This is a genomic window from Ramlibacter algicola, from assembly GCF_016641735.1.
Lineage (GTDB): Bacteria > Pseudomonadota > Gammaproteobacteria > Burkholderiales > Burkholderiaceae_C > Ramlibacter > Ramlibacter algicola.
Map to the genome: position 1 here is coordinate 1,144,294 of NZ_JAEDAO010000001.1, position 22,487 is coordinate 1,166,780.

General features: G+C 67.8%; 24 protein-coding genes, 1 tRNA gene and 1 pseudogene. 12 read left to right on the forward strand and 14 right to left on the reverse strand.

From position 1 onward, the window contains the following. Window positions 1–67: 67 nt before the first annotated feature. The 4 genes from I8E28_RS05590 to I8E28_RS05605 form a co-directional block, all read right to left on the reverse strand. Window positions 68–433, reverse strand: coding sequence for a PA2779 family protein (locus tag I8E28_RS05590; RefSeq protein ID WP_200787012.1), 366 nt, complete (start codon window positions 431–433; stop codon window positions 68–70). Window positions 434–521: 88 nt separating this feature from the next. Then, complete coding sequence (locus tag I8E28_RS05595) at window positions 522–2,549, reverse strand: TRAP transporter large permease subunit (protein ID WP_207794004.1); 2,028 nt, start codon at window positions 2,547–2,549, stop codon at window positions 522–524. Beyond that, window positions 2,546–3,199: a TRAP transporter small permease subunit gene (locus I8E28_RS05600; RefSeq protein ID WP_200787013.1), complete on the reverse strand. Its 654-nt coding sequence runs from the start codon at window positions 3,197–3,199 to the stop codon at window positions 2,546–2,548. The genes I8E28_RS05595 and I8E28_RS05600 overlap by 4 nt, the downstream gene beginning before the upstream one ends. Window positions 3,200–3,277: 78 nt before the next feature. After that, window positions 3,278–4,423 carry a TRAP transporter substrate-binding protein gene (locus I8E28_RS05605; RefSeq protein WP_200787014.1) on the reverse strand — a complete coding sequence of 382 codons (1,146 nt, stop codon included), beginning with the start codon at window positions 4,421–4,423 and terminating at the stop codon, window positions 3,278–3,280. Between the two features lie 173 nt (window positions 4,424–4,596). Between I8E28_RS05605 and I8E28_RS05610 the strand changes: the two genes are divergently transcribed. From I8E28_RS05610 to I8E28_RS05630, 6 genes and pseudogenes are all read left to right on the forward strand, one after another. After that, window positions 4,597–5,388: a fumarylacetoacetate hydrolase family protein gene (locus I8E28_RS05610; RefSeq protein WP_200787015.1), complete on the forward strand. Its 792-nt coding sequence runs from the start codon at window positions 4,597–4,599 to the stop codon at window positions 5,386–5,388. A 15-nt stretch (window positions 5,389–5,403) separates the two neighbouring features. Beyond that, a pseudogene (locus tag I8E28_RS20900) lies at window positions 5,404–6,087 on the forward strand (MBL fold metallo-hydrolase); the annotation flags it as partial. Continuing rightward, window positions 6,082–6,519: a rhodanese-like domain-containing protein gene (locus I8E28_RS20905; RefSeq protein WP_338050819.1), complete on the forward strand. Its 438-nt coding sequence runs from the start codon at window positions 6,082–6,084 to the stop codon at window positions 6,517–6,519. The pseudogene I8E28_RS20900 and the gene I8E28_RS20905, both read left to right, overlap by 6 nt. Window positions 6,520–6,547: 28 nt before the next feature. Continuing rightward, window positions 6,548–7,774, forward strand: coding sequence for a bifunctional glutamate N-acetyltransferase/amino-acid acetyltransferase ArgJ (gene argJ, locus I8E28_RS05620; RefSeq protein WP_200787017.1), 1,227 nt, complete (start codon window positions 6,548–6,550; stop codon window positions 7,772–7,774). Further along, window positions 7,771–8,643, forward strand: coding sequence for an ATP-binding protein (locus I8E28_RS05625; RefSeq protein ID WP_200787018.1), 873 nt, complete (start codon window positions 7,771–7,773; stop codon window positions 8,641–8,643). Before argJ ends, I8E28_RS05625 begins: the two co-directional genes overlap by 4 nt. Beyond that, window positions 8,640–9,119, forward strand: a complete 480-nt coding sequence (locus tag I8E28_RS05630) for an NUDIX domain-containing protein (RefSeq protein WP_200787019.1) — start codon at window positions 8,640–8,642, stop codon at window positions 9,117–9,119. The genes I8E28_RS05625 and I8E28_RS05630 overlap by 4 nt, the downstream gene beginning before the upstream one ends. A gap of 3 nt (window positions 9,120–9,122) precedes the next feature. On the opposite strand, the gene I8E28_RS05635 is transcribed toward I8E28_RS05630, so the two are convergent. From I8E28_RS05635 to I8E28_RS05665, 8 genes are all read right to left on the reverse strand, one after another. Further along, window positions 9,123–9,329 (reverse strand): DNA gyrase inhibitor YacG, encoded by a 207-nt coding sequence (locus I8E28_RS05635; RefSeq protein ID WP_200787020.1) that lies wholly within the window; start codon window positions 9,327–9,329, stop codon window positions 9,123–9,125. A gap of 8 nt (window positions 9,330–9,337) precedes the next feature. Further along, the gene (zapD, locus tag I8E28_RS05640; protein WP_200787021.1) at window positions 9,338–10,093 is read right to left on the reverse strand and encodes a cell division protein ZapD; all 756 of its coding nucleotides are present in this window, start codon (window positions 10,091–10,093) and stop codon (window positions 9,338–9,340) included. A 36-nt stretch (window positions 10,094–10,129) separates the two neighbouring features. Further along, window positions 10,130–10,726, reverse strand: coding sequence for a dephospho-CoA kinase (gene coaE / locus I8E28_RS20610; RefSeq protein ID WP_338050729.1), 597 nt, complete (start codon window positions 10,724–10,726; stop codon window positions 10,130–10,132). A gap of 11 nt (window positions 10,727–10,737) precedes the next feature. Continuing rightward, entirely contained in the window at window positions 10,738–11,577 is an 840-nt protein-coding gene (locus I8E28_RS20615) for a prepilin peptidase (protein WP_239027187.1), read from the reverse strand. Then, window positions 11,577–12,797 (reverse strand): type II secretion system F family protein, encoded by a 1,221-nt coding sequence (locus I8E28_RS05650; RefSeq protein WP_200787023.1) that lies wholly within the window; start codon window positions 12,795–12,797, stop codon window positions 11,577–11,579. The genes I8E28_RS20615 and I8E28_RS05650 overlap by 1 nt, the downstream gene beginning before the upstream one ends. Before the next feature lie 38 nt (window positions 12,798–12,835). Beyond that, window positions 12,836–14,578, reverse strand: coding sequence for a type IV-A pilus assembly ATPase PilB (gene pilB / locus I8E28_RS05655; protein WP_200790309.1), 1,743 nt, complete (start codon window positions 14,576–14,578; stop codon window positions 12,836–12,838). Between the two features lie 156 nt (window positions 14,579–14,734). Further along, window positions 14,735–14,811 (reverse strand) — tRNA-Pro (locus tag I8E28_RS05660). 29 nt (window positions 14,812–14,840) lie between these two features. Then, window positions 14,841–15,770, reverse strand: a complete 930-nt coding sequence (locus I8E28_RS05665) for a polyprenyl synthetase family protein (RefSeq protein ID WP_200790310.1) — start codon at window positions 15,768–15,770, stop codon at window positions 14,841–14,843. Window positions 15,771–15,981: 211 nt separating this feature from the next. On the opposite strand from I8E28_RS05665, the gene rplU reads away from it, so the two are divergent. From rplU to proB, 4 genes are all read left to right on the forward strand, one after another. Continuing rightward, a complete protein-coding gene (gene rplU / locus I8E28_RS05670; RefSeq protein WP_200787024.1) occupies window positions 15,982–16,293 on the forward strand; it encodes a 50S ribosomal protein L21 in 312 nt (103 codons plus the stop codon). Window positions 16,294–16,305: 12 nt separating this feature from the next. Next, the gene (rpmA, locus tag I8E28_RS05675) at window positions 16,306–16,566 is read left to right on the forward strand and encodes a 50S ribosomal protein L27 (RefSeq protein WP_200787025.1); all 261 of its coding nucleotides are present in this window, start codon (window positions 16,306–16,308) and stop codon (window positions 16,564–16,566) included. A gap of 62 nt (window positions 16,567–16,628) precedes the next feature. Continuing rightward, the gene (cgtA, locus tag I8E28_RS05680; protein WP_200787026.1) at window positions 16,629–17,708 is read left to right on the forward strand and encodes an Obg family GTPase CgtA; all 1,080 of its coding nucleotides are present in this window, start codon (window positions 16,629–16,631) and stop codon (window positions 17,706–17,708) included. A 2-nt stretch (window positions 17,709–17,710) separates the two neighbouring features. Beyond that, complete coding sequence (gene proB, locus I8E28_RS05685) at window positions 17,711–18,844, forward strand: glutamate 5-kinase (protein WP_200787027.1); 1,134 nt, start codon at window positions 17,711–17,713, stop codon at window positions 18,842–18,844. Here the strand turns inward: proB and I8E28_RS05690 are convergent. Further along, the gene (locus I8E28_RS05690) at window positions 18,841–19,353 is read right to left on the reverse strand and encodes a CNP1-like family protein (RefSeq protein ID WP_200787028.1); all 513 of its coding nucleotides are present in this window, start codon (window positions 19,351–19,353) and stop codon (window positions 18,841–18,843) included. The two genes, proB and I8E28_RS05690, sit on opposite strands and share 4 nt — an antisense overlap. Beyond that, a complete protein-coding gene (locus I8E28_RS05695) occupies window positions 19,343–19,999 on the reverse strand; it encodes an RNA pyrophosphohydrolase (RefSeq protein WP_200787029.1) in 657 nt (218 codons plus the stop codon). The genes I8E28_RS05690 and I8E28_RS05695 overlap by 11 nt, the downstream gene beginning before the upstream one ends. A gap of 89 nt (window positions 20,000–20,088) precedes the next feature. Here I8E28_RS05695 and I8E28_RS05700 point away from each other — a divergent pair, with 89 nt between their 5' ends. Further along, complete coding sequence (locus I8E28_RS05700) at window positions 20,089–21,834, forward strand: proline--tRNA ligase (RefSeq protein ID WP_200787030.1); 1,746 nt, start codon at window positions 20,089–20,091, stop codon at window positions 21,832–21,834. Continuing rightward, window positions 21,834–22,487 carry a lytic transglycosylase domain-containing protein gene (locus I8E28_RS05705; protein ID WP_420850237.1) on the forward strand — a complete coding sequence of 218 codons (654 nt, stop codon included), beginning with the start codon at window positions 21,834–21,836 and terminating at the stop codon, window positions 22,485–22,487. The genes I8E28_RS05700 and I8E28_RS05705 overlap by 1 nt, the downstream gene beginning before the upstream one ends.

Consider the following 22,487-nt stretch of genomic DNA (forward strand, 5'->3'; position numbering starts at 1 on the left):
CTTAATTGACGTTTACGTCAACGTCAATCGAAGGGGCCGGCCCGTTGCCGGGCGCGGCCGCCACGCCTCAGAGCACGACGACCAGCAGCAAGGTCACCAGCAGGATGAGGATGATGTCGCGGTCGCTGAGGGCGCCGCCGGCCGGCAACGCGTCGATGCGTCCGGCGAGCGCATGCACTTCCTGCTCCGTCATCGCGTCCACGCGGGCCGGCGCGTCGAGGCCCGTGACGCCGAGCGCGACCAGCCGCTCCTGCACCGTGCTGCGTTCGAGGAACGCGCGCACCTTGGCGCGGTCCTGGTCGGCGGGCGATGGCGATGCCGCGATGGCGGCTTCGGCCGGCAGCATGCCGGCGCCCGCGAGGGGCGCGTGCAGGGCGAGGGCTGCGGCCAGGCAGGTGCCGGCGCGCCGCAGGCGCTGGGACGGGATGGGCATGGCGGGTCTCCAGGTGGATCGGAAGACCAATCTAGCAGCGGCCGGGCCGGCCGTGGGGCACCGGGCCCACGGCGGCCTGCCGCGCAGCTCAACCGCCGTACAGGAACCTGGGCAGCCAGAGCGTGAGGCCCGGCCAGATGTACATGAACACCATGCAGACGATCACGATGAGCATGTACGGCATCATCCCCGCGAAGATCTGGTTGATCGTCACGTGCGAGGGCGACACGCCCTTCAGGTAGAAGGCCGACATGGCGACCGGCGGCGACAGGAAGGCCGCCTGCAGGTTCACGAACACCAGCACGCCCCACAGCATCGGGTCGATGTTGAAGTGCTGCAGCAGCGGCAGGAAGATGGGCACGAAGATCACGATGATCTCGGTCCACTCCAGCGGCCAGCCCAGGATGAAGATGATGGCCTGGGAGACCAGCAGGAACTGCACCGGACTCAGGTCCATGCTGAGCACCCACTGCTCGACCATCGCCTGCCCGCCCAGGATGGCGAACACGGCCGAGAAGATGGCCGAGCCGACGAACAGCCAGCACACCATCGCGGTCGTCTTCGCGGTCAGGAACACCGCCTGCTTGATCTTCTCCCACGTGAGCGTCTTCGCCTGCCACGCCATGAGGAAGGCGCCCGCGGCCCCGACCCCCGCGGACTCCGTGGCCGTCGTGATGCCGAACAGGATGACCGCCAGCACGACGAACGTCAGGATGCCCAGCGGCATGACCGAGTTGGTCAGCATCCGCAGGATCTCGAACTGCTCCGCGTCGAATTTCCAGTAGTACCACCCGAGCATGAGCACGGCGGCCGCGCAGGCGATGGCGAAACCGATGTAGAAGGCGTCCGGGACACCGACGGGCCCTGCCGCCGTCGGGGCCTGGCCAAGCCGCGTGGGCGGGCCTTCTTCGTTGGCCACCGCGCCAGGCGGCTCGCTCACGCCGCCGGCACCGGGTGGTTCCTGGACGCCGCCGGAAGCCTGCGGCGGCTCCTGCACACCACCTGCGCGAGGGGGCTCCTGCACGCCTTCGGAGGGTGGTTCCTGCACGCCGCTGGACGGAGGTTCCTGCACGCCACCCGAGGAGGGCGGTTCACCCAGGCCGCCGGATGCCGCCGGCTCCTGCAACCCACCTGGAGCCGCCGGCACTTCCGCGGAACTGGTGGCTACGGGGGCGGCCTCGAACGGAGCCTCCACCTTCTGCGAGTAGATGACCACGTACCACCACGTCGTGCCCAGCACGACGAGGGTGAGGATCAGCGGCACCAGGGCGGTGACCAAGCTGCCCAGCAGCTTGCCGCGGGTGACGGGCTCGGCGCCGGCAGGAACGGCCTGGGCGCGCGCGGGCGACACGACCGCGGTGGCGAGCGCCGGCAGGATGCGCCGCGAGTAGGACGAGGACACGTGCTGCAGCCACGCCGGGATGGGCACTTTCATCTGCTCGGGCGGCAGCTTCGGCGCCACCTTCGGGTTGATCAGCACCCAGCCGATGATGTAGGTGAGGTACAGCAGCGACAGGAAGAAGCCGGGGAACATCGCCGCCGCGTACAGCTTCACCACCGACTGGCCGGCGACGGCCGCGTACACGATGATCATCACCGAGGGTGGGATGAGGATACCCAGGGTGCCGCCGGCGGTAATCACGCCGGCAGCCAGGCGGGTGTCGTAACCCGCGTTGAGCATCGGCCGCATGGCGATGACGCCCATCAGCACCACCACCGCGCCGACCAGGCCGGAGGCGATGCCCCAGAACGTGCAGATGATGAGCGTGGTGACCGCGAGCGACCCCGGCAGGCGCCGGAACGCGAGTTGGACGCTGTAGAACATCTTGTCCACCAGCGCGCCCCGTTCCATCACGTATCCCATGAGCACGAACAACGGGATCGACAGGAGCGTCTCGTTGTTCATCGCGCCGAACGCGCGCTGCACCATCAGGTCGAAGATGCGGTTGCCCCAGAAGTGGACGTTCGGGTCGTAGAACGCGACCCAGCCGAAGACGATGCCCAGGCCCATCAGCGTGAACGCCGTGGGAAAGCCCAGCATGATGACGACGACGATCAGGACGAGCATCGTCAGCCCGAGGGCCGCGTCGCTGATGAAGGGAAAAAGCGCGTTCATTCCTGCCCCATGCGCTGGCGCGCCGCCTCGTCGATGGTCTTGGCCTTGGCGATCGCCTCCTGGCGAGCCTGGTCGTCGACGTAGGTGCTGCTCGAAAGCTGCTGTTCGACGACGTCGATCTCCTCCGCGTCCTCCAGCCGGTCGGTCCAGCGGCCGGTCTTGAGGCACACGAGGCAGCGGACGATCTCGGAGATGCCCTGCAGCAGCACGATGGCCCCGGCGACCGGGATGAAGAACTTGAACGGGTAGATCGGCAGCGGGGTCGCGTTGAAGGTGGTCTCCCGGATCGACAGCGAGTCGCCGAAGTACACCCAGCCGGCCCATGTCAGCGCGAGGATGCCTGGCAGGAAGAAGATGATGTACAGCACCAGGTCCAGCGCCGCCTGGCGGCGCGGGGGCATGCTGCCGTACAGGAAGTCGCCGCGCACGTGCGCGTCATGCGCCAGCGCGTAGGCGCCGCACATCATGAACAGCGTGCCGTAGAGCATGTTGTTGACGTCGAACACCCATGCCGTCGGCATGTTCAGCAGGTAGCGCTTGAACACCTCGCCGCAGACGACGAGCATCAGCACGACGATGAGCCACGCGAACCCCTTGCCGACCCACGTGCTGAAGGACTCGACGCCTCTCAGGACCTTCTCGATTGACATGACTGCTCAACCCTCTCGACAGAAAAAAGGCCAGCCGGCGGGCTGCCCGCGCGGCTGGCCGGCCGGACGGCCGACGGATCAGGACTTCTTCGGTTGCGCGCCCTTGGCTGGCTGGCCGCCCTTGCCACCGAAGTAGCGGGCGGACGCCATTTTGTAGTCGACCAGGTAGTCGTTCTGCCACTGCGTGGCGCGCTCGGCGAACGTGCGCTGCGAATCGAGCACCTTCTTGAACATCGGGTTGTCGGTCATCTTGCGGGCGATGACCTTGTCCCACGCGTCCAGCTGCGCGCGCAGCACGGAATCGGGCGTCTTGTAGAAGTTGATCTTCTCCTTGGTCTTGAGCTCGAGGTAGTCCTTCGAGTTGCGGTCGATGGCCTTCCAGCTCATGTCGGCGCTGGCCGCCTGGACCGCGTAGTCGATGATGGACTTGAGCTCCTGCGGCAGCGCGTTGTACTTGGTCTTGTTGAACAGGATCTCGAACTGCTCGCCGCTCTGGTGGAAGCTTTGCAGCATGCAATTCTTGGCAACGTCCGGGAAGCCGAGGAGGCGGTCCGAGGTGGCGTTGTTGAATTCCGCCGCGTCGATCAGGCCGCGATCCAGCGCGGGGACGATCTCGCTGCCGGGCAGCGGGTTCACCGCGGCGCCCAGTTCCGTGAAGATGTCCACCGACAGGCCCACGGTGCGGAACTTCAGGCCCTTGAACTGCGCCGCGCTCGAGATCGGCTTCTTGAACCAGCCGAGCGGCTGGCAGTACTGCGGGCCATACAGGTACGACACCACGTCCATGTTGATGGACTTGTAGATCTCTTCCAGCAGCGCCTTGCCGCCGCCGTAGTAGTGCCACGCCAGCACCATGTTCGGGTCCATGCCGTACGCCGGGCCCGAGCCCCACAGGGCCAGGGCGGCCTGCTTGCCATAGTGGTACGCGACCACGCCGTGGCCGCCATCGAGCGTGCCCTTGTTGACCGCTTCGAGCAGCTGGAATGCCGGCACCACGGCGCCGGAAGGCAGCACCTCGATCTTCAGGCGGTTGCCCGCCATGTCGTTCACCTTCTTGGCGAAGTCGAGGGCGTACTCGTGGAAGATGTCCTTGGCCGGCCAGGTGCTCTGGAACCGGAACGAGGTGGTCTGCTGCGCGCGCGCCACCATCGGCGCCGACATCGCACCGGCGGCGATCGCGGCACCCTTCAGCAGGCCGCGGCGGGAACTCTTGGCATCCTTCATGGTGTCTCCTTTGTGTGGACTTGGCTTGGCTTGGCGGTTGAATCAGGCTCGTTAGCACGCTATCTTTGGGGTGGCTGTCCGGTCGAGGCTAGGGGGTTTACACCAACGGGATTCCCCTCCTCGCCGCGCGTTTCGCGGCGGCCACACCAACGAAAGAAGCAAGGAGACATTCCATGGATCGCAGGTCATTTTTCGGCGGCGCGGCTGCCGCGGCGGGCACCGCCCTCGCAGGCTGTGCCAGCACGGCCGGCGGCGCCCCAACAGGGGGCGGCCGCGTGGCCTTCAACGTGCCTGCGGTCACGCTGCCCGTGGTCGGCAGTGACGAGGTCGTGCCCATCCGTCGCATCTACTGCATCGGCCGCAACTATCGCGCGCACTCGATCGAGATGGGATCCAACCCGGATCGCGAACCGCCGTTCTTCTTCCAGAAGCCGACCGACGCCATCCAGTACGTGCCGGCAGGCACGGTGGGCAACCATCCCTATCCGACGCTGACCAAGAACTACCACTACGAAGCCGAGCTGGTCGCGGTGCTGGGCCGTGGCGGCAAGGACATCCCGGTCGCCCAGGCGCTGGACCATGTGTACGGCTACACCCTGGGCCTGGACATGACGCGCCGCGACCTGCAGCGTGGCATGGGCGACCAGAAGAAGCCGTGGGAGATCGGCAAGAGCTTCGACCACTCGGCCGTGATCGGCGCCGTGCACAAGGCCGGGCAGATCGGCCACTTCAAGGACGGCGCGATCTGGCTGAAGGTCAACGGCCAGACCAAGCAGAACGCCAACCTCAACCAGATGATCTGGTCGGTGGCCGAGCAGATCGCCAACCTGTCGCAGGCCAACGAGTTGTTCCCCGGCGACATCATCTATTCCGGCACGCCGGAAAACGTCGGCCCCGTGGTGCGCGGCGACGTGATCGAGATGCACATCGACAAGCTGCCGAACTTGAGCGTCAAGATCGTCTAGGCGTAGTGTGGCGGGATGGACCAGCCGCTGCAGCTGTTCGATCCCGCCTCCAGCACGTACACCTACGTGCTGGCCGACCCGGCCACGGGCGATGCACTGATCATCGACCCGGTCGACGAGCAGATCGAACGCGACCTCGCCGTGCTCCAGCAGCACGGCCTGCGCCTGGCCTGGACGGTGGAGACGCACGCACACGCCGACCACATCACCAGCGCCGGCCTGCTGGCCGAACACGCCGGCGCGCGCACCGCCGCACCTGCGGGGTGCCACATAGGCACCGCCAGCGTGCAACTCCAGGATGGGGACACGCTTCGGTTCGGCGGCGAGACCTTGCGTGCGCTGCACACGCCGGGCCACACGGCCGGCAGCATGAGCTACCTGTGGCGCGGCCACGTGTTCACCGGCGACACGCTGCTGGTGAACGGTTGCGGGCGCACCGACTTCCAGTCCGGCAGCGCCGCGCAGCTGTATCGCAGCATCACCGAGGTGCTGTTCGCGCTGCCGGACGACACCGTGGTGTGGCCCGCGCATGACTACAACGGGCGCTCGCATTCCACCATCGGCGCGGAGAAGGCGGGCAACGCCCGGGTCGCGGGGAAGACGCTGGCAGAATTCATCGCGACGATGGATTCCCTGCACCTGCCCAAGCCGCGCCGCCTCGACGAAGCCGTGCCGGCCAACCAGTCCTCGGGCTTGCGCCACGATGCCGGCGGGGCGACCACGGATGCACCCCGCGCCGCGACCGGCTACGCGGGCGACGTATCCCCGCAGCTCGCGCACGACTGGTGGCAGGAAGGCGAGGCCGTGCTCGTCGACGTGCGCAGCGACGCGGAGCGGGAGTGGGTCGGGTTCGTGCCCGGCGCCGTGCCGCTCGCGTGGAAGCAGTGGCCGGGCATGGCGATCAATCCCGCGTTCGACGAGGGCCTGCGCGCTGCCGTCCCTCAGGGCAAGAAGGCCGTGCTGCTGTGCCGCAGCGGCGTGCGCTCCATCGCGGCGGCCCGCCGCGCGACTGAACTGGGCTTCGAGGCGTACAACATCCTCGAAGGCTTCGAAGGCGATCCCGACGAGCACGGGCACCGCGGCCGCAAGGGCGGCTGGCGGCACCGCGGCCTGCCGTGGCGCCAGAACTGATTTTTCGTTTTCCTGGACAAAACTCCCCATGGCAGTGAATCTCCACGCCCCGCGCCCGGGCGACCTGAAGCCCGTGCGCGGCCTCACCATCGGCGTGGCCGAAGCGGGCATCCGCAAGGCGAACCGCAAGGACCTCACCGTGATGCTGCTGGAGCCCGGTGCTTCGGTCGGCGCGGTGTTCACGCGCAACCGGTTCTGCGCCGCGCCCGTGCAGGTGTGCCGCGACCACGTGGGCAGCGGCGACATCCGCGCGATCGTGATCAACACGGGCAACGCGAACGCCGGCACGGGCGAAGATGGCCTGGTGCGCGCGCGGGCGACCTGCATCGCGATGGCGCGCCACCTGGACATCGCGCCGCAGCAGGTGCTGCCGTTCTCCACCGGCGTCATCATGGAGCCACTGCCGCTCGACCGCATCGAGGCGGGGCTGCCGGCGGCGCTGGCCGATGCAAAGGCCGACAACTGGTTGCGTGCGGCCGAAGGCATCATGACCACCGACACCGTGGCCAAGGCGTTCAGCACGACCGCGCAGGTGGGTGGCCACGAAGTGACCGTCACCGGGATCAGCAAGGGCGCGGGAATGATCCGGCCGAACATGGCCACCATGCTCGGCTTCCTGGCCACTGACGCGTGCGTCGATCCTTCGGTGATGCAAGGCCTGGCGTTCGCGCTGGCCGAACGCTCGTTCAACCGCGTCACCGTGGACGGCGATACATCGACCAATGATTCGTTTGTCGTCATCGCGACCAACAAGGCTGGGCACGCGCCCGTGACGGCGCTCGATTCGCCCGATGGCCGCGCACTGTTCGAGGCGATGCAGCGCGTCGCGCGCCAGCTCGCGCACGCGATCGTGCGCGACGGCGAGGGCGCCACCAAGTTCATCGAGGTGCGCGTCGAAGGCGGGCGCGATGCCGCCGAGTGTCGCCAGGTCGCCTATGCGATCGCGCACTCGCCGCTCGTGAAGACGGCGTTCTTCGCCAGCGACCCCAACCTCGGCCGCATCCTGGCCGCGGTCGGCTATGCCGGCATCGAGGACCTGGACCAGTCGCGCATCGACCTGTGGCTGGACGACGTGCACGTGGCCGTGCGCGGCGGCCGCAACTCCTCGTACCGCGAGGAGGACGGCCAGCGCGTGATGAAGCAGGGCGAGATCGTCGTGCGCGTCGGGCTGGGCCGCGGCACCGCCACCGACACGGTGTGGACCTGCGACTTCAGCCACGACTACGTGAGCATCAACGCCGACTACCGCTCATGAACGACCGCCTCGACGACCTGCTGGTGCGTGCCAACCGGCTGCTGGACCGGCTCGAGGCCGTGCTGCCGCGGCCGCTGGGCGCGCCGCATTGGGAAGGCGCCATCGCGTGGCGCTACCGCAAGCGCTCCTCCGGCCACGGCGCAATGGAGCCGGTGCGCCACGTGGCATCGATCCACCTGGACGACCTGAAGGAGATCGACGCGCAGAAGGAGCGCATCGTCCGCAACACCGAGCAGTTCGTCGCTGGCCAGCCGGCCAACAACGTGCTGCTGACTGGCGCCCGCGGCACGGGCAAGTCGTCCCTGATCAAGGCCTGCCTGAACGAATACGCCGCGCGCGGCCTGCGCCTGGTCGAGGTCGACAAGGCCGACCTGGTGGACCTGCCGGACATCGTCGACCTGGTCGCACCGCGGCCGGAGAAGTTCATCGTCTTCTGCGACGACCTGAGCTTCGAGGAAGGCGAAGCCGGCTACAAGGCGCTCAAGTCGATCCTCGACGGGTCCGTGGCCGCCGCGTCGCCGAACGTGCTGGTCTACGCGACCAGCAACCGCCGCCACCTGCTGCCCGAGTACATGAAGGAGAACCTCACGTACACGCACACCGCCGACGGCGAGGTGCATCCGGGCGAAGTGGTCGAGGAGAAGATCTCGCTGTCCGAGCGCTTCGGCCTGTGGGTGAGCTTCTATCCGTTCAGCCAGGACGAGTACCTCGCCATCACGGCGCAGTGGCTCTCGTCGTTCGGCGTGCCCGCCGCCAGCATCGAGGCCGCGCGCGCGGAGTCGCTGGTCTGGGCGCTGGAGCGCGGCTCGCGCAGTGGACGCGTCGCCTACCAGTTCGCGCGCGACTGGGCCGGGCGGCACGCGGCATGAGCGGCGCGCCACGCGTGCTCGTGGCTGACGGTGACCGGCCGCGCGAAGGCGGTCCCGACCGTGCCGTGGTCGAAGTGGCCGTGGGCGTGCTCGTCCGCGACGACGGCACCTTCCTGCTCACCAGCCGGCCCGAGGGCAAGGTCTACGCCGGCTACTGGGAGTTCCCCGGCGGCAAGGTCGAGGCCGGCGAGACGATCGAGCAGGCGCTGCGGCGCGAACTGCAAGAGGAAATCGGCATCGTGATCGGTGCCGTGCATCCGTGGCGCGTCGAACTGGTCGACTACCCGCATGCGCTGGTGCGCCTGAACTTCTGCAAGGTCCATGAGTGGACGGGCGGCCTGCACATGCACGAAGGCCAGTCGTTCGCGTGGCAGGCGTTGCCGGTGCGGGTGCAGCCGGTGCTGCCGGGGACAGTCCCCGTGCTGCGCTGGTTCGCCGAGGAGCGCGGATTCGACGGCGCGACCCACGTGGGCTGACGGTTACTGCAGCTTGGGATCGCCGAACGGCTGGTCGTCGGGCGGCGATTCGTCGGGGACGCGGAATTCCTCGTTCGCCCAGGCACCCAGGTCGATGTTCTTGCAGCGCTCGCTGCAGAACGGCCGGAAGGGATTGTCGGGGCCGTACACGCTGGGCCCGCCGCATTGCGGGCACTTGACGATGCGCCGGGGCGGCGTTCCTTGCGCCATGGACAACTTCAGGAGCAGAGGGTCAGTTCGAACTCGGCGCTGTCGCCGTGCGCCACCAGCTTGTCCGATGCCTCCTGGCGCATCAAGCGCACCGACACCATCAGCCGGTTGCCGCTGATCTCGGGCACGAGCCGTCGCGCGGGGTCGATGCGCAGCCGCAGCAGCTGGAACGTGCGACCCTGCGGCAACGCCTGCTGGAACTGCCCGTTGGCGGCGATCACTTTCTGCGGCGTGCCCGAATCGCGCAACAGGCGCAGCAAGAGGTGCACGGATTCGGCGAGCGGCCCCAGCGGCCGAGCCCAGCGGCCCAGGTCGGCCTGCCTCGTGGCGGCGTCCAGCTGCTGCCAGGCGTAATAGCCGGGCAGGTCGAATTCGCAGGTGCCGCCGGGGATGCCGATGCGGCTGCGGATGCCCATGAGCCACTCGTTGTCGGTGAGCGACTGGCCGGCCTTGCCCGGCAGGCCATTGAGGGCGGAGAAGCAGGCGTCGAGCTTGGCGATCACTTCGTCGAGCACCGCCTCCTCGACGCCGGGATTGCCGCGGTACCCGTTGAGCACGGCCTTCTGCTTCTCGAGATCCTTCATCGCGTCGGTCTTGAGATCCGCGCGCGCGGCGACGTCCATCACCTCGAAGATCGTGGCCAGCGCGTAGTGGTGGTCGATCGCGCGTTCGCGAGGCACCAGTTCAGCGAGACGCCGGAACAGGTGCTCCAGGCGCAGGTACGTGCGGATGCGTTCGTTGAACGGGTATTCGTAGAGGATCACGCTCGAGGCTTCGGCGGGGCGTCAAGGGACGGCGCATCATAGCCCGAAGGTGCGCGCGATCGACTCGACCTGCGCGCGCAGCGCGTCGAGGCCGATGCCGTCGTTGTGGATCACGACGTCGGCGGCCTGCAGGCGTAGCCCGCGCGGCGCCTGCGCGGCGATGATCGCTTCGACCTGCGCGGCATCGAGGCCGCTGCGCTCGCGCACGCGCGCGACCTGCGTGACCGGCGAGCAATCGACGACGACGACGCGGTCGACCTGCTGCCGCCAGCGGCCCGATTCGACGAGCAGCGGGACGTCGAACACGATCGTGCGCCGGCCGGCCGCCAGCGCTGCCTGCACCTGGCGCTCCGACTCGGCGCCCACCAGCGGATGGATGATGGCTTCGAGTTCGCGCCGCGCCGCCGGGTGCGCGTACACGTGCACGCGCATGCGGTCGCGGTCGAGCGCGCCATCCGCGGTGATGAAGTCGGCGCCGAAGTGCTTCGCGATCGGCGGGATCGCCGCACCGCCGGAGGCCGTGGTCGCGCGCGAGATCGCGTCCGCGTCGATGGTGGCCGCGCCGAGGTCGCGCAGCATCGCGAGCACGGTGCTCTTGCCGCTGCCGATGCCGCCGGTGAGCCCGATGCGCACCGTGGTCCCCGCTACAGGCCGATGGCGCGCTGCAGGGCCGCCGGTCCGACGATCAGGCAGGCGAAGCCCGCGCCCGCTAGGAACGGGCCGAACGGCACGTAGCCGCCTTCGCGCAGCCGGCTGGCGAACTTGAGCGCGATGCCGATCACGGCGCCGATGACCGAGGACACCAGGATGATCGGGATCAGCGCCGGCAGGCCGAACCAGGCGCCGAGCGCGGCGAACAGCTTGAAGTCGCCGTGGCCCATGCCTTCCTTGCCCGTCGCGAGACGGAACAGGTGGTAGATCAGCCAGAGCGACATATAGCCCGCGATGGCGCCCCACAGCGATTGCTGCAGCGAGGTCGGGATCCATCCGAGCGCAGCCGCGATCAGGCCGGCCCAGAGCAGCGGCTGGGTGATGACGTCGGGCAGCAGCGTGGTGTCCCAGTCGATCAAGGCTAGCGCCAGCAGCGCGGCGGAGAACCCGCACCAGGCGATGCCGGTGGGAGTCAAGCCCCATGCGGCGACGCACCAGGCGAACAGCAGGCCGGTGGCGAGCTCGACGACGGGGTAGCGGACGCCGATGGAGGTGCCGCAGGCCGAGCACTTGCCGCGCAGCACGAGCCAGCTGAGAACCGGCACGTTCTCGTACCAGCGGATCTCGTGGCCGCACTCGCGGCATCGCGAGCGCGGCACCATCAGGTTGAAAGGTTCCTGCGGCTCGGGTTCCTGGCCCGCGAGGTCGGCGCACTCGGCCGCCCACTGGCGCTCGAGGATCTTCGGCAGCCGGTAGATGACGACGTTGAGGAAGCTGCCGACCAGCAGCCCGAAGACGCCTGCCAGGGCGGCGTCCAGCACCGCGTCACCCATCAGACGACTTGGCCCAGCTTGAAGATCGGCAGGTACATCGACACGACGATGCCACCGATGATGGTGCCCAGGAACACGATGATGATCGGCTCCATCAGGCTGGACAGGCCCGCCACCATGTCGTCGATCTCGGCCTCGTAGAAGTCAGCGGCCTTGCCCAGCATGTGGTCGATGGAACCGGATTCCTCGCCGATCGCGCACATCTGCAGGACCATGCTGGGGAACACGTTCGCGTTCTGCATTGCCACGGTCAGGCTGGTCCCGGTGGACACCTCCTGCTGGATCTTCTGCGTGGCCATCAGGTAGATGTGGTTGCCGGACGCGCCGCCCACGGAGTCCAGCGCCTCGACCAGCGGGACGCCGGCGGCGAACATGGTGGACAGCGTGCGGGTCCAGCGGGCGATGACCGACTTGTAGACCAGCTCGCCGAACACGGGCAGCTTGAGCATCAGGCGGTCCATGAAGACCTGGACCTTCTCGTTGCGCTTCCAGGCCTGCATGAAGAAGTAGAAGCCCCCTCCCAGCCCACCGAAGATGATGTACCAGTAGGCGACGAAGAACTCGCTCAGCGCGATGACGAACAGCGTGGGCGCGGGCAGGTCGGCGCCGAAAGACGAGAACACCTGCTTGAAGGCCGGGATCACGAAGATCATGATGACCGAGACGACGACGAACGCGACCACCACCACCGCGATGGGGTACATCAGCGCCGACTTGATCTTGGACTTGATGCCCTCGGTCTTCTCCATGTAGACCGCCAGGCGGTCCAGCAGCGTCTCGAGAATACCGGCCGCTTCACCGGCCTCGACCAGGTTGCAGTACAGGTTGTCGAAGTACAGCGGGTACTTGCGGAACGCGGCCGACAGCGACGTCCCGGTCTCGACGTCGGTGCGGATGTCGTTGAGCAGCTTGGTGACGCTGGCGTTGGCGTTGCCGCGGCCGACGATGTCGAAGGCCTGCAGCAGCGGCACGCCGGCCTTCATCATGGTCGCCAGCTGGCGGGTGAAGATCGCGATGTCCTTGGGCTTGATCTTCTGGCCCGAGCGCATCTTGCGCTTCTTGATCTTGGTCGGCGTGACGCCCTGCCGGCGCAGGGACGCCTGGACCTGGTTCTCGCCCGCGGCGCGGGTCTCGCCGCGCACGGTCTTGCCGTTGCGGTCGCGGCCTTCCCATTCGTAGACGTACTCCGTCACCTTCGTCGTGGTCGCTGCGGTGGCCATGAAGGGCTACTCCTCTCGTCCTGCCTGTTGAGGCTTGTCTATTCGTTGGTGCAACCGAGCACTTCCTCGAGCGAGGTCACGCCCAGCCGCACTTTGTGCAGTCCCGATTTCCGGAGGCTGCGAACGCCTTCGGCCTCGGCCTGCGCGGCGATTTCCATCGAACTGCCATCGCGCAGGATGATGCGCTGGATCTCGTCGCTGATCGGCATCACCTGGTAGATGCCGACCCGCCCCTTGTACCCGTTGTTGCACATGCTGCAGCCCACGGGGCGGTAGGGCGTCCAGGTGCCGTCGACTTCTTCGTCCTTGAAGCCGGCGTCCAGCAGCGTCTCGTGCGGAATGTCCGCCGGCTGCTTGCAATTGGGGCACAGGCGCCGCGCGAGGCGCTGCGCGGTGATCAGGATCACGCTGGATGCGATGTTGAACGGCGCGATGCCCATGTTGCGCATCCGCGTGAGCGTGGTGGGCGCGTCGTTCGTGTGCAGCGTGGACAGCACCAGGTGGCCCGTCTGCGCCGCCTTGATGGCGATGTCGGCGGTTTCGAGGTCGCGGATTTCGCCGACCATGATGACGTCCGGGTCCTGGCGCAGGAATGACTTGAGCGCGGCGGCGAACGTGAGGCCGGCCTTGTCGTTGACGTTGACCTGGTTGACGCCGGGCAGGTTGATTTCGGACGGGTCTTCGGCCGTCGAGATGTTCACGCCCGGCTTGTTCAGGATGTTCAGGCAGGTGTACAGCGACACCGTCTTGCCCGAACCGGTCGGGCCGGTGACCAGCACCATGCCGTAGGGGCGGCCGACCGCCGTGAGCAGCCGCTCCTTTTCTTCCGGTTCATAGCCGAGCGCCTCGATGCCGAGCTTGGCGCTGCTGGGGTCCAGGATACGGATCACGATCTTCTCGCCGAAGAGCGTGGGCAGCGTGCTGACGCGGAAGTCGATCACCCGGTCCGGGCCGACCTTGAGCTTCATCCGCCCGTCCTGCGGCACGCGCTTCTCGGAGATGTCCATCCGCGAGATGACCTTGATGCGCGAGGCCAGCTTGTCCTTGATGGCCACCGGCGGCGACGCGATCTCGCGCAGTTCGCCGTCGATGCGGAAGCGCACGCGGTAGGTGTGCTCGTAGGGCTCGAAGTGCAGGTCGGACGCGCGCATGCCGAACGCGTCCAGCAGCATCTTGTGCAGGAACTTGACGACCGGGGCGTCCTCGACCTCGGAGCCGCCGGCGCCCTTGCTCTCCTCGTCGACCACCGACGATTCGACCGATTCCTCGTCGAACTCGAAGTCGTCGCCGATGATGCTGTCCATCGCCTCGGAGGCGGTGGTGGCGTTGGACTCGACCAGCTTCGTGAGCTTGTCCCACTCCGCGATGATCCAGTCCACGCCCATCTGGGTCGCGAACTTGATCTTCTCGGCCGCTTCCTGGTCCGACGGGTCGGCGGTCGCGACGATCAGGCGGTTGTTGCGCTTGGACAGGACCACCACGCGGTAGTCCTGGCAGATCTTCTGGTCCAGCAGGCCCTTGGGCAGGCGCTGGATGTCGATGGCTTCCAGGTCCAGCAGCGGCGCGCCGAACGCCGACGACATCGTGTGGGCCAGGTCGGCGGCGGAGACGGCGCCCGAGCCGGTGAGTTCGGCGATGAAGCTGGTGCGGCTGGCCTGCGCCTTGCGGTACAGGTCCTCGGCAGACTTCTGCCCCAGCTTGCCGGCCGACACCAGGGCGCGCGCCAGGCCGGGGAGGGCCAGCGACGGGGCTTCTACAGCAGCGGAATCGACGGCAGCCATCGTGGTGTTAGCGGGCATTCACACGCATCCGGAGTGTCCGGAAAGCGTCCAGCTGATCATCGCCCAACCGGGCTCAGCTGTAAATCTTCAGTGTGGTATTGGCCGCTAACGCGTGTCGGCCTGCGGGCGCAGGAAATCACGCGAGAGGGAAAAAACTGGTCGGGGTGAGAGGATTCGAACCTCCGGCCTCTACGTCCCGAACGTAGCGCTCTACCAGGCTAAGCTACACCCCGATTTGCCGCGCGGGAGCGTCGAAACGTTGTCAGTTGCGACGCTGCAGCAATTGAGCCGCCAATTGTACCAAACCCTCGGCATAGGAATTCACGGGAAGTTGGCGGGCGCAGTCGATCGCGCGTTGCGCCTCCGCCGCCGCCGCTGCGCGCGTGACCTCCAGGGCCCCCGTTTCGCGCACGATCGACACGATGGCATCGAGCTGGTCGACCGCGCCGTTCTCGATGGCGGTGCGAATGGTGTCGCGCTGTTGGGCCGTGCCACGCTCCATCGCGGCGATCAGCGGCAGCGTCGCTTTTCCTTCACGCAAGTCGTCGCCGAGATTCTTGCCCATCTCGTGCGCGTCGCCGTCGTAATCGAGCACGTCGTCGATCACCTGGAATGCCGTCCCCATCGCCTGGCCGTAGCCGGCGCACGCTTCTTCCAGTGCGGGTGGCGCCTTGGCCAGCACGGCACCCAGGCGCGCGCTGGCTTCGAACAGCTTCGCGGTCTTGGAGCGGATGACGCGCAGGTAGCCCGCTTCATCCAGTGAAGCGTCGTGCATGTTCATCAGTTGCAGCACCTCGCCCTCGGCGATCACGTTGGTGGCGTCGGCCAGGATCGCCATGACGCGCATGTCGCCCGCGTCCAGCATCATCTGGAACGCGCGCGAGTAGAGGAAGTCGCCCACCAGCACGCTCGCCGGGTTGCCGAAGCTCTCGTTCGCGGTGGCGCGCCCGCGGCGCAGGGTCGACTCGTCGACCACGTCGTCGTGCAGCAGCGTCGCGGTGTGGATGAACTCGACGACGGCGGCGAGGTTGAAGCGCTGGTCGCTGCGGCAGCCCAGCGCGGCGCTGATCAGGAGCAGCAGGGCCGGGCGCAGGCGCTTGCCGCCGGCCGAGATGATGTAGCGCGACACCTGGGCCACCAGCGGCACGCCCGAGTCCAGCCGCCGGGCGATCACCGCGTCCACCTCGTTCATGTCGTCGGCGATAAGGGAGAGCACCGATGCGGCGCTGGCGGAGGCGGTCAAGGGAGGGGAGGGGACAGCAGTGAGGGCGTCGGATTATAGGAAGGGGGTGGTGCCGTCCCGGGTGCCTGGCAGGGCTGGCTTGTTAGTGATCGCCAACCATGGTATAGTCTTGGGCTCTCCGGAAATCCGTCCGGGGAACTCCCACTTTCGAGAGGTCCACATGTACGCGGTCATAAAAACCGGCGGCAAGCAGTATCGCGTTGCCACCGGCGAAAAGATCAAGGTAGAACAGATTGCTGCGGACGTTGGCCAGGAAATCGTGCTGGATCAGGTGCTCGCTGTCGGAACCGGCGGCGACCTGAAGATCGGCACTCCCCTGGTGTCCGGCGCAACGGTCAAGGCGACCGTGGTCGCCCACGGCAAGCACGACAAGGTGCGCATCTTCAAGATGCGTCGCCGCAAGCACTATCAGAAGCACCAGGGGCACCGCCAGCAGTTCACCGAACTGCAGATCGGCGCCATCGCCTCGTAAGGAGCAGTTGACATGGCACAGAAAAAAGGCGGCGGCTCAACCCGCAACGGCCGCGATTCGCAGCCGAAGATGCTGGGCGTCAAGGCGTTCGGCGGCGAGCTGATCAGCGCCGGTTCCATCATCGTGCGCCAGCGCGGCACCAAGTTCCACCCCGGCACCAACGTCGGCATCGGCAAGGACCACACGCTGTTCGCGCTGGTCGACGGCCACGTGTCGTTCGCGGTCAAGGGCTCGCTGAACAAGCATGTCGTGAGCGTCACCCCGGCGGCTTGAGGTAACCTCTTCCCGCAGGTCCGAAGCCCCGACTTGCTCGGGGCTTCGTCATTTCGATACCCATGAAATTCGTCGACGAAGCCTTCATCGACGTCGCCGCCGGCGACGGGGGGAACGGCTGCGTGTCGTTCCGCCACGAGAAGTACAAGGAATTCGGCGGGCCCAACGGTGGTGACGGCGGGCGCGGCGGCCACGTGTGGGCACTGGCCGACCCGAACCTCAACACGCTGGTCGATTACCGCTACTCGCGGCGCCACGAGGCCGGCCGCGGCGAGCACGGCATGGGCTCGGACATGTTCGGCGCCATGGGCGGCGACATCGTGCTGAAGATGCCGGTGGGCACCATCATCACCGACGCCGAGACCGGCGAGGTGCTGTACGAACTGCTGCAGCCGGGCGAGAAGATCATGATCGCCAAGGGGGGCGACGGCGGCTTCGGCAACATGCGGTTCAAGAGCTCGATCAACCGGGCGCCGCGGCAGAAGACGCCCGGCTGGCCGGGCGAGAAGAAGAACCTGAAGCTCGAACTGAAGGTGCTCGCCGACGTCGGCCTGCTGGGCATGCCCAACGCGGGCAAGTCGACGCTGATCGCGTCGATCTCCAACGCTCGCCCGAAGATCGCCGACTACCCGTTCACCACGCTGCACCCCAACCTGGGCGTGGTGCGCGTCGGCCCCGAGCAGAGCTTCGTGGTGGCCGACGTCCCGGGGTTGATCGAAGGTGCCGCTGAAGGCGCGGGCCTGGGCCACCAGTTCCTGCGCCACCTGCAGCGCACCCGCCTGCTGCTGCACCTCGTGGACTTCGCGCCGTTCGACGGCGTCGATCCGGTCGCGCAGGCCAAGGCCATCGTCGGCGAGCTGAAGAAGTACGACCAGTCGCTGTACGACAAGCCGCGCTGGCTCGTGCTGAACAAGCTGGACATGGTCCCCGAGGACGAGCGCGAGGCGCGCGTCAAGGACTTCGTCAAGCGCATGCGCTACAAGGGCCCGGTCTTCGAGATCTCCGCCCTCACGCGACAAGGCTGCGAGGAACTCGTGCGCGCCGTGTACGAGCACGTGCATGCGCGCCAGGTCGCCGAGCAGCCGCCCAGCGGCCCGGTCGATCCCCGCTTCGCCGAGGCGGGCGGCGGCGACGGCGCGTGAGCATGGACGCCGCGGCCCAGGACGTGCTGCGCCACGCGCGGCGCATCGTCGTCAAGGTCGGCTCCAGCCTGGTCACCAACGAAGGCCGCGGCCTCGACGAGGCCGCCATCGGCGAGTGGTGCCGGCAGCTTGCCGCGCTCGCGCAGGACGGGCGCGACGTGATCATGGTGTCCAGCGGCGCCATCGCCGAGGGCATGAAGCGCCTCGGCTGGGCGACGCGCCCGCAGGAACTGAACGAATTGCAGGCGGCGGCGGCGGTGGGCCAGATGGGCCTCGCGCAGATGTACGAGACCAAGCTGCGCGAGAACGGCCTGCGCTCCGCGCAAGTGCTGCTCACGCATGCGGACCTCGCGGATCGCGAGCGCTACCTCAATGCGCGCTCGACGTTGCTCACGCTGCTCGCGCTGCGCGTGTTGCCGGTGATCAACGAGAACGACACGGTCGTCAACGACGAGATCAAGTTCGGCGACAACGACACCTTGGGTGCCCTCGTCGCCAACCTCGTCGAGGCCGACGTGCTGGTGATCCTCACCGACCAGAAAGGCCTGTACACGGCCGACCCGCGCAAGGACCCGGCCGCGAAGTTCGTGCACGTCGCGCGTGCTGGTGAAGCCGAACTCGAAGCGATGGCCGGCGGTGCCGGCTCCAGCATCGGCAGGGGCGGGATGATCACCAAGATCCTCGCCGCCAAACGCGCCGCGCGTTCGGGCGCGTCCACGGTGATCGCCTGGGGGCGCGAGCCGGACGCGCTGCTGCGCCTGGCGCGTGGCGAATCGATCGGCACGCTGCTCGTCGCGCCGACGCAGAAGGAGCAGGCGCGCAAGCGCTGGATCGCCGACCACCTGCAACTGCGCGGCGCGGTGCTGGTGGACGAGGGTGCGGTCGCCAAGCTGGTGGGCGAGGGCAAGAGCCTGCTGCCGATCGGCATGACCGCTGTCGACGGCGAGTTCTCGCGCGGCGACGTCATCGCGGTGCGCGATCCGTCAGGCCGGGAAATCGCGCGCGGGCTGGCGAACTATGCGAGCGCCGAAGCGCGCCTGTTGTGCCGCAGGCCGTCGGCGGAGATCGAGCGGTTGCTCGGCTACATGGCCGAGCCCGAGATGATCCATCGCACCAACCTCGTGGTCACGCGCTAGCGGCGAATCTCGCTCCGGAACTGGTCGTCGACGTTGGCGGCCAGGTCGCGCGCGATCTGCGCGGCCGAGAAGTTGGCGCCTTCGCCGATGCACGCGCCACCGCGACCGATCGCGAGGGTGTGCCGGTGTGCGGCATTGCCGAGCAAGCGCTGCCAGTCCGCCGACTTCGAGGGGACCCACTGGCCGTCACGCGCATGGCGCGCGTACACGCGCACTTCACCGGTGCTGCACTTGAGGCCTTCGTAGATGGCGTTCAGCGCGCCGTCCTGGCCTTGCGCCACGACGACGTAGCGGACGACACGATCAGGGCCGATGCTGATGGACTGCGGATCCACGCCCCAGCGCAGTTCGGTGCCGCGGCCCATGTCGAGCGGGATCAAGCCTTGCGTGCGTACGGCCGGCGGAGGCGGCGCCTCCACTTCCTTCCAGTCCGGATCCTGTGGCAGCAATTGCGCCTGCGCTGCGCCGGCGGCGAGCGCCAGCGCCAGCACCCACACGTCAGCGCGCACGATTGCCGTCCTGCGGTCGTGGCGTCTTCAGTGCGGACTGCGGGTCGGGCTCGAACGTCGCGCCGGGCGGCAGTTCGAACGGCGGCGGCGCGTGGGTGTCGGCGGGCGCTTCGTGGTGATGGGTCCCGTCGCGCGAACGCATGCCGCTGCGCAGGTAGCGATTGCGGTGGTCATGCCGCGGCACGTAGCGCGCGAGCTCGGTCAGCGCCATCTCGTACACCCCGCGCTTGAACTCGACCACCACGTCCAGCGGGACCCAGTAGTCGTTCCAGCGCCAGGCGTCGAACTCGGGATGGTTGGTGGCGCGCAGGTTCAGGTTCCAGTCCTGCGCCGTGAGTTGCAGCAGGTACCAGATCTGCTTCTGGCCCTTGTAGTGGCCGCGCGCGTCGCGGCGGATGTAGCGGTCGGGAACCTCGTACCGCAGCCAGTCGCGCGTGCGCGCCAGGATGCGAACGTGGTCCGGCTTGAGCCCGACCTCCTCGTGCAGCTCGCGGTACATCGCCTGTTCGGGCGTCTCTCCGCGATCGATCCCGCCTTGCGGAAATTGCCAGCTGTGGGTGCGGATTCGCTTGCCCCAGAACACCTGGTTTTTCTGGTTGAGCAGGATGATGCCGACGTTGGGCCTGAAGCCGTCCCGGTCAAGCATAATCAACCCCAAATTTTTGGACTGAGCCCATTATGCACGCCGCATTGCGTGCGCACCAAGAAGCTCAGCAGGTCTTCCCCCCTCCCCCGATGAAAGCCTCCCAGTTCCTGATCTCCACGCTCAAGGAAGCGCCCGCCGATGCCGAGGTGGTCAGCCACCAATTGATGATGCGCGCCGGCATGGTCAAGAAGCTGGGCGCCGGCATCTACAGCTGGATGCCGATGGGCCTGCGCGTCGTGCGCAAGATCGAGGCGATCGTGCGCGAGGAGATGAATCGCGCCGGGGCCGTCGAGATGCTGATGCCCGTCATCCAGCCCGCCGAGGTGTGGCAGGAAACCGGTCGCTGGTCGAAGATGGGCCCGGAGCTGATGCGCGTGAAGGATCGCCACGACCGCGACTACATCGTGCAGCCGACCAGCGAGGAAGTGGTGACCGACGTCGCGCGGCAGGAGCTGCGCAGCTACAAGCAGTTGCCGCGCAACCTGTACCACATCCAGACCAAGTTCCGTGACGAGCGCCGGCCGCGCTTTGGCGTGATGCGCAGCCGCGAATTCATCATGAAGGACGCGTACAGCTTCGATCGCGACCCCGCGTCCGCGAAAGCCAGCTACGCCACGATGGCCAAGGCGTACCGCGCCATCTTCGACCGCTTCGGCCTGCGCTACCGCGCCGTCGCGGCCGACAGCGGCGCCATCGGCGGTGACCTGTCCGAGGAATTCCAGGTCATCGCCGCGACGGGCGAAGACGCCATCATCTATTGCCCCGACAGCGACTACGCGGCCAACATCGAGAAGGCCGAAGCGCTCGCGCCGCAAGGCTCGCGCCCCGCTGCAACGCAACCGATGCAGAAAGTGCCCACGCCGGGCAAGAGCACGTGCGCCGACGTCGCGCAACTGCTCGGCATCCCGCTGCAGCGCACGGTGAAGTCGCTGGTGCTCGCGACCGACCAGCTGAACGAAGCGGGCGAGATCGTGAAGTCGCAACTGTGGCTGCTGCTGTTGCGTGGCGACCATGACATGAACGAGATCAAGGTCGGCAAGGTGCCGGGCCTCGACGCCGGCTTCCGCTTCGCGACCAACGCCGAGATCGTCGACCACTTCGGCACGCCGCCCGGCTACCTGGGCCCCATCGGGCTGAAGAAGCCTTTGAACGTCGTCGCCGATCGCGAAGTCGCCGTGATGGCGGACTGGGTGTGCGGCGCCAACGAGGAAGGCTTCCACACCACCGGCGTGAACTGGGGCCGTGACCTGCCCGAGCCGTTCGCCGTGGCCGACCTGCGCAACGTCGTCGAAGGCGACCTGTCGCCGGACGGCAAGGGCAAGCTCGCCATCGAGCGCGGCATCGAAGTCGGCCACGTGTTCTACCTCGGCACCAAGTACAGCAAGCCGATGAACGCCACGTTCCTCGACGAGAGCGGCAAGCCGCAGCTGATGGAGATGGGCTGCTATGGCATCGGCATCACGCGCCTGCCCGCCGCCGCCATCGAGCAGAACAACGACGATCGCGGGATCATCTGGCCCGACGCCATCGCGCCGTTCACCATCGCCGTGTGCCCGATCGGCATGGACCGCAGCGCCGAGGTCAAGGCCGCGGCCGAGAAGCTGCACGACGACCTCGTCGCGGCCGGCGTCGACGTCATCCTCGACGATCGTGGCGAGCGCCCCGGCGCCATGTTCGCGGACTGGGAATTGATCGGCGTGCCGCATCGCATCGTCGTGTCCGACCGCGGCCTGAAGGAAGGCCAGCTCGAATACCAGCACCGCCGCGACGCCGCGGCCACCAAGGTGCCGGTCGCCGAGGCTTCGGCCTTCCTGCGCGGCCGCGTGCAGGCGTGATCACGCGCCGCGCGTGGTGGCCGGTCGCGGCCGCCGGCGTCGCGGCCCTGCGTTGGCAGCCCGCCCACGCGGGCGCGCAGGTCGAGGAGCCGCTGGCCGACTCGGTGCGATCGGCGCTCAGCTCCGCCATCGCGAAATCCGCGCCTCCCGTTCCCGAATTCGCGTCGACCGAGGCGCGCCTGTCGTACCTGCGCTGGCTCGGCGCGATGAGCCCGCGCCTGTCGCGCCGCAAGGTCGACTGGCAGGAGCGCAAGGAATTCCTGCAGACGGTCTGGTACGAGTCGCGCCGAGCGGGGCTCGAGACGTCGATGGTGCTCGGCCTGATCCAGGTCGAGAGCGGCTTTCGCAAGTACGCAGTGTCCTCTGCCGGGGCGCGCGGCTACATGCAGGTGATGCCGTTCTGGGCGCGCCTGATCGGCGATGGCGACGCGGGCAAGCTGTTCCACATGCAGACCAACCTGCGGTTCGGCTGCGTGATCCTGCGCCACTACCTCGAGCGCGAACGCGGCGACCTGTTCATGGCGCTGGGCCGCTACAACGGCAGCCGCGGCAAGCCGCAGTACCCGAACGCGGTCCTCGGTGCGCGCAAGGCGTGGCTGTGGGACGACCCCGGCTCGCCGAACGAAGCGGCCCCCAGGCGCGGCGGCCCCTAG